Origin of the sequence: Pseudidiomarina sp. (assembly GCF_048267825.1) — a bacterium.
Classification (GTDB): Bacteria; Pseudomonadota; Gammaproteobacteria; order Enterobacterales; family Alteromonadaceae; genus Pseudidiomarina.
The window spans coordinates 102,488-115,862 of sequence record NZ_JBLWWR010000003.1; the positions used below are offsets into that span (position 1 = coordinate 102,488).

The 13,375-nt window shown below is 48.4% G+C and carries 10 protein-coding genes; 5 read left to right on the forward strand and 5 right to left on the reverse strand.

Translation table 11 applies throughout. The annotated features are described in order from the left end of the window. The first annotated feature begins 67 nt into the window (after window positions 1-67). Entirely contained in the window at window positions 68-1,627 is a 1,560-nt protein-coding gene (locus ACN0UN_RS04670; protein WP_128351935.1) for an AbgT family transporter, read from the forward strand. Between the two features lie 6 nt (window positions 1,628-1,633). On the opposite strand, the gene ACN0UN_RS04675 is transcribed toward ACN0UN_RS04670, so the two are convergent. From ACN0UN_RS04675 to ACN0UN_RS04685, 3 genes are read right to left on the reverse strand one after another with little or no spacing between them, the layout of a single operon-like run. Continuing rightward, on the reverse strand, window positions 1,634-2,842 hold the full coding sequence (locus ACN0UN_RS04675) for a multidrug effflux MFS transporter (RefSeq protein ID WP_417658947.1): 1,209 nt from the start codon (window positions 2,840-2,842) through the stop codon (window positions 1,634-1,636). Next, on the reverse strand, window positions 2,842-4,560 hold the full coding sequence (locus ACN0UN_RS04680) for a bifunctional metallophosphatase/5'-nucleotidase (RefSeq protein ID WP_417658948.1): 1,719 nt from the start codon (window positions 4,558-4,560) through the stop codon (window positions 2,842-2,844). Before ACN0UN_RS04680 ends, ACN0UN_RS04675 begins: the two co-directional genes overlap by 1 nt. 25 nt (window positions 4,561-4,585) lie before the next feature. Then, on the reverse strand, window positions 4,586-5,518 hold the full coding sequence (locus ACN0UN_RS04685; protein WP_417658949.1) for an isopenicillin N synthase family dioxygenase: 933 nt from the start codon (window positions 5,516-5,518) through the stop codon (window positions 4,586-4,588). Between the two features lie 162 nt (window positions 5,519-5,680). Here ACN0UN_RS04685 and ACN0UN_RS04690 point away from each other — a divergent pair, with 162 nt between their 5' ends. Together ACN0UN_RS04690 and argE are read left to right on the forward strand one after the other, a co-directional pair. After that, window positions 5,681-6,256, forward strand: coding sequence for a hypothetical protein (locus ACN0UN_RS04690; RefSeq protein WP_417658950.1), 576 nt, complete (start codon window positions 5,681-5,683; stop codon window positions 6,254-6,256). Between the two features lie 49 nt (window positions 6,257-6,305). Beyond that, complete coding sequence (argE, locus tag ACN0UN_RS04695; RefSeq protein ID WP_417658951.1) at window positions 6,306-7,463, forward strand: acetylornithine deacetylase; 1,158 nt, start codon at window positions 6,306-6,308, stop codon at window positions 7,461-7,463. Here the strand turns inward: argE and rnhB are convergent. After that, a complete protein-coding gene (rnhB, locus tag ACN0UN_RS04700) occupies window positions 7,441-8,028 on the reverse strand; it encodes a ribonuclease HII (protein WP_417658952.1) in 588 nt (195 codons plus the stop codon). The two genes, argE and rnhB, sit on opposite strands and share 23 nt — an antisense overlap. A gap of 76 nt (window positions 8,029-8,104) precedes the next feature. On the opposite strand from rnhB, the gene ACN0UN_RS04705 reads away from it, so the two are divergent. After that, window positions 8,105-9,652, forward strand: a complete 1,548-nt coding sequence (locus ACN0UN_RS04705) for an AbgT family transporter (protein WP_417658953.1) — start codon at window positions 8,105-8,107, stop codon at window positions 9,650-9,652. 4 nt (window positions 9,653-9,656) lie between these two features. Then, a complete protein-coding gene (locus ACN0UN_RS04710; RefSeq protein WP_417658954.1) occupies window positions 9,657-10,442 on the forward strand; it encodes an SDR family oxidoreductase in 786 nt (261 codons plus the stop codon). A 13-nt stretch (window positions 10,443-10,455) separates the two neighbouring features. Here the strand turns inward: ACN0UN_RS04710 and ACN0UN_RS04715 are convergent, their stop codons facing one another. Next, window positions 10,456-13,272 (reverse strand): diguanylate cyclase, encoded by a 2,817-nt coding sequence (locus tag ACN0UN_RS04715; protein WP_417658955.1) that lies wholly within the window; start codon window positions 13,270-13,272, stop codon window positions 10,456-10,458. Between the last annotated feature and the right edge of the window lie 103 nt (window positions 13,273-13,375).

The window sequence follows — 13,375 nt, forward strand, 5'->3', positions numbered from 1 at the left end:
CTTTTTTATGTGTACAATCCTGCCCTTGTCCGACTAAAACGATACTAAAAACAGGAGCTGGAATTGCATGACGCAAGCCTCATCATCAGCTGAAAAGCGCGGCGCATTTACGCGTTTTCTCGATACCGTCGAATGGCTCGGTAACCTACTGCCTCACCCCATTACCTTATTCGCTCTATTCGCGTTGGGTATTATATTTTTAAGCGGTGTAGCCGGATACTTCGGCTTAAGCGCGCAAGACCCTCGCCCAGGTGGCGAATTGATTGAAGTCGTCAGTTTATTAAATGCTGAAGGTCTACAACGCATCGTGACTGGCTTAGTCACCAACTTCACCGGGTTCACGCCGTTAGGTACCGTGTTGGTTGCCTTATTAGGTGTGGGTATTGCTGAGCGCTCTGGTATGCTTTCCGCCGCCATGCGTGGTTTGGTCATGAACGCACACCCACGCGCAGTAACCGTTGCGGTTGTGTTCGCAGGTGTCGTGTCCAACACTGCTGCTGAACTTGGCTACGTGGTATTGGTGCCACTTTCGGCAATGATTTTCCATTCCTTAGGGCGTCACCCGCTGGCCGGCCTTGCCGCTGCATTCTCAGGCGTATCCGCGGGCTACAGTGCCAACTTACTTATCGGAACCGTTGACCCGTTATTGGCTGGTATCACCACCAAAGCTGCCAATATCATTGACCCTGAATATTATGTGGGGCCTGAAGCGAACTGGTATTTCATGTTCATTTCAACGTTCCTGATTGCCATTATGGGTACCTTCGTAACTGAAAAAATCGTTGAGCCAAAGCTTGGTAAATACGATCCCAAAGAAGCAAGCATCAACCTCAGCGAGCAAAAAATTGAATCGCTCAGTTCAGTTGAGAAAAAAGGTCTTATCGGCGCCGGATTGAGCTTTTTAATTCTGGGCATTTTACTGGCTCTCACCATCGTTCCAGAATGGGGAATTTTACGTAACCCTGAAACCGGAGAAGTTGCTGGCTCGCCATTCCTAAAAGGTATTGTTGCATTTATTTTTATTACCTTTGCTGTTCCTGGCTATGTGTACGGCCGCATCACCAAAGTCATGCGTAGCGACCGTGATGTTATTGATGCCATGTCGGAAAGCATGAGCACCATGGGCATGTACATTGTGTTGGTGTTCTTTGCGGCGCAATTCGTTGCGTTCTTCGGCTGGACCAACTTTGGCAGTATTTTAGCGATAAAAGGCGCAACCTTTTTACAGGAAGTTGGCCTCACCGGACCATCGGTGTTCATCTTATTTATTCTGATGTGTGCTTTTGTAAACCTCATGCTGGGCTCTGCCTCGGCGCAATGGGCTATTACCGCACCAATTTTTGTGCCCATGCTGATGCTTATTGGTTATGCCCCGGAAGTGATTCAAGCGGCGTATCGTATTGGTGACTCGGTAACCAATATCATTACCCCAATGATGAGTTATTTCGGCCTAATTTTGGCGGTGGCGGTGCGCTATAAGAAAGACACAGGCATAGGCACCATGATTGCCATGATGCTGCCGTACTCAATTATGTTCTTACTGGGTTGGGCGAGCTTGTTCTTCTTGTGGGTGTTCGCATTTGATATGCCGGTGGGTATCAATACACCAACCTATTACACACCGTAAGAGCGATTAAAAATCAGCGGCCATCGGCTCTTCTCGTCGAAGTAGGCGGTAAATAATTACCGCCGTTAGGCCGCATGATCCCATAACGAATAACATCGCAAGCGGGTGATAGTGCCCAAACACACTGACTAGTGCCGAAATAATCCCGGCAATCAGGAACTGTAAACTACCTGTCACCGCAGATGCTGAGCCAGCGCGTTCTTGCTGCTCAGCAAGCGCGCCTGCCATAGCATTTGGAAAAACCATACCCAAGGTGCTTACATATAAGAATAATGGCACCAGCACGCCGACAAGCCCGAAATCATTCCAGCCTGCGGTTATCAGCATCAGCGAGATAATGCCCAGAATTGGGAGTGACTTGTTCAATATTTTACGCGAGTCGCGGCGGCGCAGAATCCATGCATTAAATTGTGCCATACCGATAATCCCAACCGCATTAGCGCCAAACAACCAGCTGTAATGGGTTGGTGAAAGGCCAAAGTGTTCAATAAATACCAGTGGTGATGCGGTAATGTAGGCAAACAACCCCGACTGGGCGATACCGCCACTTAGGGAATAACGCAAAAAGCTTGGGTCTTTCAACACGCTCCAATAAATTGGTAGGCTGGAGCGAATGCGAACTGCCGTATTAGGTAACCGTGTTTCGGGTAAACGCACATGCACGATTGCAAGGCAAGCGACGGCTAAAGCCGCAACAATCACGAATATTGCCTGCCAGCCAAAGGCTGCGGTTACATAAGCGCCAGCTAAGGGCGCTAAGATAGGCGCAATGCCCATCACTAGAATCAAAAAGCTAAATACCTGTGCCGATGCTTGCGGCGTATACAAATCACGCACCATAGCGCGGGCTATAACCAACCCCGCACATGAGCCAATCGCTTGCAAAAATCGCAGCACAATAAGGCTCTCAAGGTTCGGCGCAAAAGCACAGGCAATTGAGGTAATAATATACAACACCAACCCGAAATAGAGCGGTGGTTTGCGGCCAAAGCGGTCTGAAGCTGTGCCGTACAGCAACTGGCCGATGAATAAGCCAAGAAAGAATGACGTTAACGACAGCTCAACCCGATTCGACTCAGTTGAAAAGCTCTGCGCAATATCGCCAAAAGCTGGCAAGTACATATCAATCGACAGTGGGCCGAACGCCGTGAGCAGCGCCAACACAACCACGGTCAAATCAAATCGTGCGGTATCCGAAATCTTGTATATTGTCATTACTCGGCCGCTGTATAGCTGATTGTGCTATGCGTAGCTGGCCGTCTTATTGTTTTTATTTTGCGGGCCCAATCCACAAACGATTGCGCATAGTTTACGTAGGTATCGGTACTACGGCCGTCAGCAGAAATCTCCGCTAGCAACGCCCACCCGTCGTTACCGCCAGCCAAAAAGCTATTGGTTACCATGGTATATGTCTGTGACATTTGTATAGGTTGCCAACCGGTTGGTGTTTCTACCTCAAGTTGACTCACACGTTCACCATGAGCAGCGGCTATATTCACGGCAAAGCGAATGCCTGCGCCATGCGGATAAGCGCCATCGGAGCCCCCCGCAGAAACGGCATAAGCAAGCGCCTGTTCCAGCACTTGTTTCACTTCCTGCCCGGTGATCTGCATTTCAACCAAGGTGTTCGCAAACGGCAGTAAACTGTATACGTCGGCTACCGTGAGCTCGCCAGCAATTATTTCACGACGCACACCGCCGCCGTTTTGTAATGCAAAATCCGCTTGAGGTGCGCTCATCATAAAGGCTTCTGCTACAACGCGATGCGCATCAGACTGCCGGCCTGCACCGCACTCAGGGTTAGTTAAGGGGCCCATGCGCCGTAAGCACAGGCGTTCCTCGACTTGTGCAATGACTTGCTGGGTCAACACATCGATTTCTTCCTGATAATGCTTTAATTGTTCTAACACTGCAGGATGCTCAGCAACGGCCGCAAACTGTGCTAACGAGCTAACTTGCTCTGGAGCGTCCTCGGCAACCAGAAAATGGGACTGGCCACCACAATCAGCAACTTTGTTACCATCAAAAGAAACAGCCAATTCGCCGACAACCTGGCTGTATTGCCATGCGTGTGCCACACAGACCAAATCCCCTTCAGCATTGGTGACTTGCATTGGATACGGGCCAACACTTGGCAAACCGAACCGACCGTAGTCACCCATTAGCGTGTGGGAATCCCCGCCAATAATAAAATCTACCGCCGGCAGTTTTTCAGCAAGTTCAAGGTCATTTCGATATTGAATGTGTGTGAGTAACCCAATCTTCTCAATACCAAGCCCACGCAATTCGTCAATGTAGTATCGGGCTGTTTCATATTCATCAGCAAACAACGTGGTTTTATCGGGTTGCGATGAGTTTTTGGTTTTGACGGCAATGTCCAGGCCAATCAAACCAATGCGCTCGCCGCCAACTTTATAAACCGCATATGGCTTAAAACTGTCCCAACGGGTTTTGGGAGTCAGTGGCGAAGCCCCTACTTCGGGCTCAACGTTCGCGCCTAATACAACGGTGCCGCAGGCACTCATGCTTAACGCATCCAGAAACCGTTTCAGGCCGGCGTCGCCGTTATCGAATTCATGATTCCCTAATGCCAGAGCATCGAAACACACACGATTCATCAGTGCCGCGTCTGCCGCGCCATCAAACAAGGTATAAAATAACGTGCCCGTAATCGCGTCACCAGCATGCAGCGTCAACACGTTTTCCTGGCGTGTTCGAATCGCTTCAATTTGAGTGGCGACACGGGCAAATCCACCGGTTTCAACAGCATACGTTTCGCCATTAACGTTAATGGCCGTACGTTGCATCGGTAATAAGTGCGAATGGTGATCATTAATGTGGGCAACCGTTAGCTGAAACGGTTGAGGTTCTGAAAGTTGCGCGCAACTCGCCAGTATAATACTGCTTAAAAGGGTTAACGCTAAACGTTTCATCACCATTCCTTCACCTAGTTATTCGTTACTTCACTAAACCAATTTCGCGCAACCGCTCCATCAGGTAATCATCGGAACTAATGGGTTCAAATTTTTGCGGGTTCGCGTCAGTTATGCAGCTTTCCAACGGCGTTATCATTACATCTGGGTTGAAATGCAAGAAAAACGGAATGGAATAGCGTGATTTATGACTGTATGGCGCTGGCGGATTAACAACGCGGTGCGTGGTGGAAGGCAACACACCATTGGTCATACGCTGCAACATATCGCCCACATTACAGATTATTGCACCTTCAATGATCGTTACTGGAATCCAGGAACCGTCTTTTGCCAGCACTTCTAAACCTGGTTCGCGTGAGCCAACCAGCAGCGTCAGAACATTGATATCTTCATGCGCACCGGCGCGCACTGACGGGGTACCTTCATCAATAATTGGTGGGTAGTGCAACGGGCGTAGAATCGAATTACCCAAGTTCACTTTATTGTTAAAAAAGTCACGCGGCTGCTTCAAGTAAACCGCTAACGCCTCGAGTACCTGCAACCCAAGTGCATCAAGTGCTTCGTAAAGTTTCAGAATTTTACCTTTGAACGCAGGCAGCTCTTGCGGCCAAATATTCGGCGTTAGTTGAGAAAATGGCGGCTCACCTTCAATCTCACGGCCAACATGCCAAAATTCTTTTAAGTCAACATGCTTGGCGTCCTTGGCAATCTCTGTGCCAAATGGTGTATAGCCGCGTGCTCCACCGCCGCCAGGTATGTGATATTGCTTTTTTACAGCTTCTGGCAACGCAAATAGTTCACGACAAATGTCTAACGCATTATCGATAAGCTGCTGATCAATACCGTGCTTTGTCAGCGCGACAAAACCGTTGGTTTCATAGCCTTCACCTACATGTTGAGCAAAAGCATTAAAGTCTTCGCCATACAGGCTCATATCAATATGCGGAATGGATTTCATGGATGTCGTTTCCCAAGGAATGAGTTCATACAAAATAGGCGCATATGCTAAGTACTTTAGCTTGTCTAAACAAGGGTAAATCTTGCGTAAACCGCCTTTTGCTTACAATTTTAAGTTGCTACCGTTTAATGCAGATTCTAGCAAAAAGTGAGGTAAATCACGATGAAATTGCAACAAAGCGTTCTTTGCGCGACTCTGTTTGCGTCAAGCTTAGTGTTAACAGGCACTGCGGCCGCTCAAAGTCAGCAAAATCAAACACAACAACACCGTTACGCGGCATACAATTATGCCAGTGTTGGCGTTGCTGATCACGATGGCGGCGATAGCATTGTGGTTGAGGGGTCGTATGAATTTAAAAGCCCATATTTCGTCAGCGGCTATTATCGCAATTTTGATAATAACGCGGGTAACAGCGCAGATTCACTAAGCGTGAAGCTTGGCCGCTACTTTTGGCTCAACAACGGTTTAACCGCAGATGCCGGCGTGCGTGTCGGTCGCGTTGACTTTGGCCCGGTCGACAGCAACTTCTGGGGTGTTGAAGCAAACTTGCGGCAACGCGTTGATCAATTTGAATTTTATGGTGGCCTCGGCTGGGTTGACTACACCGACGCCGGTTCAGATAACCAATACCAGTTTGGCGTTAATTACTACATCGATTCCAACCTTTCGGTAGGGGTTGGTTATCAAGACAGCGAATATGGTGATGGTGTTCGCTTCCGCGGTAGTTATCACTTCTAAATAATTCAGGTATGCTGTGGCTCATTGACGGTTGTGTTGGAGACCTGTGATGCCACAGCTACCTAGTTTTATTCAAATGTATCGCGATTTAGTCGCGATACCCTCTGTTTCCTGTTTAGACCCCAGTTGGGATACCAGTAACAAACCTGTTATTGAGAAGCTCGCTGGATGGCTGGAAAGTCTCGGGTTTCAAATCGATGTGCATGAACTCGACCGCCAACCGGGTAAATACAATCTGCTTGCGCATTATGTGCCAGACGGTATAACCGAGGGCGGATTATTGCTATCGGGTCACACCGACACCGTCCCATGGGATGAAGGCCGCTGGACACACGACCCATTTAAGCTACGCGAAGACAACGGCCGCTTGTATGGCTTGGGCACCGCCGACATGAAGGGCTTTTTCGCGTTTGTGATTGAAGCGCTACGCAGTATCGACCTGCGCACGTTAAAAAAGCCGCTGTATATTTTGGCCACTGCGGATGAAGAAACAACCATGGCCGGCGCCCGCGAGCTTGATGCCTTTGGGCATCTTAAACCTGATTTTGCAATCATTGGCGAACCTACATCAATGACTCCTGTAGTCATGCATAAGGGCCATTTAACGGAATCAATTCGCGTTACCGGCAAGTCTGGGCACAGCTCAAACCCTGCGGCAGGTATAAATGCAATTGAGGTTATGCATGATGTGATTACGCAATTACGCAGCGTTCAGAACGATTTCCGTAAGCGTTATCACGACGACTCGTTCGAGGTGCCCTACCCAACGCTTAACTTCGGCGCCATTCACGGTGGCGATGCCGCCAACAGAATCTGCGCTTGCTGCGAGCTTCATCTGGACATGCGGCCATTGCCGGGCATGAATATCGATGAACTGTATGGGCTAATTGACGAACGCTTAACGGAAGTAAAAGCGCGCTATCCCGGCGCTATCTGTTTGCAGCATATGCATGAGCCTATTCCTGGCTATCGCTGTGACCCTGAATCAGAAATAGTGCAGTTGGCGCAAGGCTTAACAGGTAACCCTCCGGAACCTGCCAATTACTGCACCGAGGCGCCGTTCGTACAGGCGCTAGGTTGCCAAACCATTATTATGGGCCCGGGCAATATAGCCCAAGCCCACCAACCCGATGAGTTTATTCGAATCGATGAAATTGCACCGGCTCAAAATCAGCTGCGTGATCTTATTCGTTCGGTGTGCTTGTAGTGGCTAATAACCGCGCTACTGGCCCGAAACTTTTGCGGTGGATACTGCAAGGCCCATGAACTTGCAAAGCTTCTAAATGGGCCTTGGTTGGGTATGCTTTATGTTTGGCAAAATCATAGTCAGGATAAAGCGCGTGCCATTCAAACATTTGTCGGTCACGCTCAACCTTGGCCAAAATCGATGCGGCACCAATACATGCCTCCAAGGCATCACCGCCCACAATCGCCTCAGCAGGCACGTTTAAGTTCGGTAGCTTATTGCCATCCACTAAAACTTTGCTGGGTGCAACAGGCAAAGCTTCTACTGCACGTTTCATCGCCAACAATGACGCCTGCAGAATATTTATCTGGTCAATTTCGTCCGCATCACATTGCGCAATCGACCAATACAGCGCCTTCTTTTTTATTTCCAGACTCAACGCTTCACGCTTTTTCTCCGAAAGTTTTTTTGAATCCGTTATGCCCTCAATAGGTTGAGCCGGGTCTAAAATCACCGCTGCTGCAACCACCGGACCGGCTATAGGCCCCCGCCCTGCTTCATCTGTTCCACAAATCATCTGTTTCATCTTGTTGTTGTTGTGTATTGTTACCTTATGATACTTTCGTCTTAATCATAATAACAATACAACAAGGGGTTTCCTCATGAGTGGTTCGCAAGAATCGTCCACTTTGCTTAATCGCATACTCGATAAAGTCGAGAAAGTGGGTAACAAACTTCCTGATCCAGCGGTGATGTTTTTTGGTCTTCTAATTATCGTTTGGATATTCAGCTTTTTATTATCTGGCGTTCAATTTGATGCTATACACCCGCTGACGGGCGAAAATGTTGGTATCAATAACCTGCTTGCTGGCGACGAAATGGCTGACTTTTTGGCCAACATGGTGGGCACCTTTATGGGGTTTGCGCCACTTGGCGTTGTACTCGTCGCCATGCTCGGTGTTGGTGTCGCTGAGCGCAGTGGCTTTATTAATGTCGCCATTAAGCTCATGTTGAATGTCACCCCTAAATTGTTGCTAACACCGGTACTGATTTTGGTTGCCATTGTTAGTCACACTGCGGTCGATGCTGGCTACGTGTTGGTTATTCCATTAGGCGGCGTCATATTCTTTGCCGCTGGGCGACATCCTTTGGCGGGTATCGCGGCTGCATTCGCTGGTGTATCGGGTGGTTTTAGTGCCAACTTTGTACCGTCCGCAATCGACCCCTTACTGCAAGGGTTTACACAAAGCGCAGCACAAATTCTCGACCCAGCCATTCAACTCAATCCGCTCAATAACTATTTCTTTACGGCAGCTTCCTCCATTGTCGTTGTACTCGTTGGTTGGTACTTAACCGACCGCGTTATCGAGCCACGTTTGCAGAAAAATGCCACTATTGATGGCGATCAAGAAGATATGCCGGTGCTTGACGACGTGACACCGCGTGACCGCAAAGCATTCTATGCTGGCGTATTGACCATGGTTGTTGGCTTAGTTGCACTCTATTTTGCTGCGACGACGGAAAACACCCCGCTGGCTGATCCAACGGGTGAATTGGCATCGTTTACCGCACCACTGATGCAAATGATTGTGCCATTAATTTTCTTGTTATTTATTATTCCGGGTATTGTGCACGGCTTCATTTCGGGCAGTTTCAAGAATTCGCAAGACGTGATTGGCGCAATGACTAAGTCGATGGAAGATATGTCGTACTACATGGTTATGGCGTTCTTCTGTGCCCTATTCATTAAAGCTTTTGGTGATTCAAACCTAGGAACATTGTTGTCGATTAAGGGCGCGCAATTCTTGAGCTCGTTGCAATTAACTGGCGGCGTAACCATGGTTGGCATGATCATCCTTGTTGCCTTTATCAACTTGTTTGTTGGCTCGGCCTCAGCAAAATGGGCGCTAATCTCACCAATATTCGTACCTATGCTTATGCAACTCGGTTATTCACCTGACTTAACCCAAGCGGCTTACCGCGTCGGTGATTCCATCAGTAATATTATTACGCCATTATTGCCTTACTTCCCTCTGGTGGTGCTGTATTGCCAGCGGTATGTAAAAAGCACTGGTATTGGTTCGTTGGTTGCTATGATGTTGCCATTTACCTTTAGCTTATTAGTTTTATGGTCAGCATTTTTGATTATCTACTGGATGATTGGTATTCCGTTAGGTTTCCAGTCAAACTACATGTATCCAGCGGGTTAATTAAATGACCTACTTTCAAGGTAAAACCGTTTGGTTAACCGGTGCTTCTTCGGGCATCGGTTTGGCCATGGCCCAGCAGCTCGCAGCTGCTGGTGCACATTTAATTCTCACGTCACGTCGAAGCGACGCTTTGGAGCAAGTTCGCAAAGAACTTGCTCACCCTGAACGTCATCAGGTTTTGGCGTTGGATTTAAGTCAGCCTGAACTGGCAGCGCAAACAGCTGAACAAGCCTTGGGCGATCAAGTCATCGATATCTTGATCAACAATGCAGGCGTATCGCAACGCTCACTCATTTTAGAAACAGATATGACGGTTTATCGTCAATTAATGGAAATTGATTATTTCGGCGTCATTGCACTGACTAAATTGGTGCTACCCCGCATGGTGGAACGCCGAGCTGGGCAAATTGTGACGGTGTCCAGCGTAGCGGGCAAGGTTGGTACTAAACTGCGTAGCGGGTATAACGGTGCGAAATTTGGTGTTATTGGCTTTATGGACGCGTTACGCGCTGAAATGGCCCAATATGGGTTGATTGTCACCTCCATTTTGCCGGGATTCATCAATACCCAAGTTGCTCATAACTCGCTAACGGGTGACGGCTCGGCTTTAGGGCACGAAGACCCAGATAATGCAGGCGGTATTTCTGCGGAAGAGTGCGCGCGTAAATCGCTTGCGGCCATTGCCAAAGGTAAAGCTGAAGTGGTGGTCGGTTCCGGGATGTCAAAACTTGCACCCTTTCTGCAGCGATTTTTCCCTGGTTTAGTTCGTAAAATTGTTGCTAACCGCTAATTATCCTCAGCACTCAACCCTCGCCGTAACCACGAACAATACGGTTACGGCCCTTACTTTTCGCTTCATAAAGGGCACGATCGGCCTGCTTAAGTAGTTGGGCTGCACTTATATTCGGTAACAATGCCGTTATGCCGATGCTAACCGTGACCCGTGCTTTAGTGTCCACTTTATCAAAACGCATGGCCTCAATTCCCAGGCGAATACGTTCAACCACTTGACTCGCTTCTTCCATCGCGGTTTGCGGGAAGATAATTGCAAACTCCTCACCGCCCCACCGTGCAACATGGTCAACTTCACGCACAGAATCTGCAATGAAGGAAGCCACTTGCTTCAAAATAATATCCCCGCCAGCATGCAAGAAACGATCGTTAATTTGTTTGAAAAAGTCCAAATCAAGCAAAGCGATAGTTAACGGGGTATCGTGGCGTGCGCTATTTTGCACCTCACGTGCAAGTTCCTGATCAAAAGCGCGCCGGTTGGCTAAACCTGTTAATGAATCCTGCAAAGCCAATGCTTCCAATTCCTTGGTTTGTTCACGCACCATTGCTTGTAGTCGTGCTCGTGCTTTCTTTAAGCTGCGAATACGAATATGCACCGCTGTGCTGGTTAAGGTGAGTAAAACCAGAACTGATATAAACCAGAACCAAGGTTTTTGGTAAAAATAGGCAGCTTTAGTAAATTTAAAATCGGTTGCGGCCGACCAGTCACCGCCAGGATAACGGGTGCGCACCGAAAAAGTGTATTGCCCTGGCGGTAGCGCCGTATATTCTGTTTGTAGCGTATCTCCGCGGTCAATCCAGCGCTGATCAAAGCCGATCATTCGCACCTGATATTCAATATGCTCAGGCATGTGATACCCCAAGCCTACATATTGGAAGCCTATACGGGTATTCCCTGGAGCAAGCGTGTCATTCCAAGCTAGCTTCCCGGTGTCGGAACTTACCGACTCTATAACAGCTGCAGGCGATTCAACCGTGTGCTCTTCAACCAACTCAGGGTTTACTTTAATGGCTCCCATTGCCGATGCAAACCAGATGTGACCGTTGCTATCGATCGTGGAGGCAGGGCCACCCGTGGTTAGCTGTCTACTCACCATACCATCAGCTTCAGTAAATAATTTATAGTCGACGACTTCTCGTTCTTGGTTTAACCAAGCACTTAACTCACCATGGGATACACGTAATACACCGCGAGACCCGCCCAACCAGAGATTGTTTTCAGCATCGAAGTCGATCGTAAAATGTTTATCAAAGGGTATGCCCTGGTCGCGGGACAACCAACGCCAATCGTCCTGTTCCATCGAGCGCGTAATCACGCCATGAGCGGTTGCCAACCATATTCGGTTGGCATGAAAAGTCCCTGCAAAAATGTTTCTCGCATCGGTAAACAATGCCAGCTCAATAACTTCTGGCTGCCAACTGGCGTCGCCCTCTAACGGTGAAAAGTAGCTTAGGGCATTGGTTGAGCCTACCCATAATCCACCGTCGCTGTCTTCGGTGATTGATGTCACAAAATCGGACGCCATACCATCGGCCTTGGTGTAGCGTTTTACCACCCGCAACGAATTTTCCGCTTCTTCTGCAACGAAAAGCCCGTCAGGGGTACCCACCAGAATGTAGGGGCTATTTGCTAATGGCTTAACAACACGTATTTCGTTACTCATTAAGCCATTCTTACGATTTAACTGAGCCGTCACCTGACCGTCCGTAAGCTGCAGAAGGCCTTCTGTATACGAGCCTACGTAAACAACAGACGGGTTCGTACTTGCAGGTACAATACTTAATACCGAAAGCGCCTCTAACACTGGGTGACCGTTTACAGGTTCAAAGCCATTTACTGTTTGTCGGCTTAGCCCATCATTTGTGCCTACCCAAATATTGCCTTCAGCATCTGCATTAACGGACCGCACATACGCGCCGTGTAATCCGTGATTTGGCGTAAAGCTGGTAAATAGTGCTTTTCTTAACTGAGCAAAGCCACCATGTGTCGATACCCAAATATTGTCTTCGCGATCGCGAAAGATATCCAATACGTGTGAATTAGGCAGACCGTCCTGAAGGCTTATCCATTCTTGCGTCGTATTACAAATACGCCCTAAACCGTATTCAAAGGTTCCCACCCATAAACACCCGTCCGAGCCCTCTTTGATTTCGGTAATCGGGCCACGAACAGGTTGCGGCCACACCTTGAATTCATGTTCCAACGGGCGTCGATAGAATAAGCCATCATCACTTGCAACGAGCATCACGCCATTCGAAATCATTCTTATGGCGCGTACCTGCGAGCTTGGAATAGATTGCTCTTGAATAAACCGATCAGTTTCTGCATCCCAATACGCTAAACCTTCACGGGTGCCGACCCAAATTGTAGCCGCACGATGCTCGGTTTGCTCTGAACGATACAGGCGAAACGCTGCAACATCGGGTAAGCCATCAGCGACCGTATAATGCCGGTGATTACCATCAGCGCTGACGCGATAAACTCCCGCTCCAGTCGCCGTCCACATTTGATTATTGCTATCAATCACGGTTTCAAAAACATACGCCGAACCAACCTTATAAGGCTTCCATGTATCGCCGTCAAATACCACCAAGCCACCACGTGGGCCCGCTACAATGATTTCGTTAGTGTTCGAATTGATGGTAATATCAAGTGCTCCGGCCTCAGGCATTTTGGTTACATCGATATCGTCAAAGACAGTGAAATCACGGCCGTTGTAACGCACCGGTCCTTCCCAGGTCGCCAGCCATAAATACCCTTCTTCAGATTGGGTAATACGATTTACCGAGTTATGTGGCAAGCCATCGCGCGTCGTCCATGAGCGCAACGCATATTCGTTCAAAGGTTTTTCTGGGATGGGTCGAGCGAGTATGTCGTTTACGTTTTGTGCAAACGACGTAGGATAAAAAAATAGGCAATAGAACGCAAAA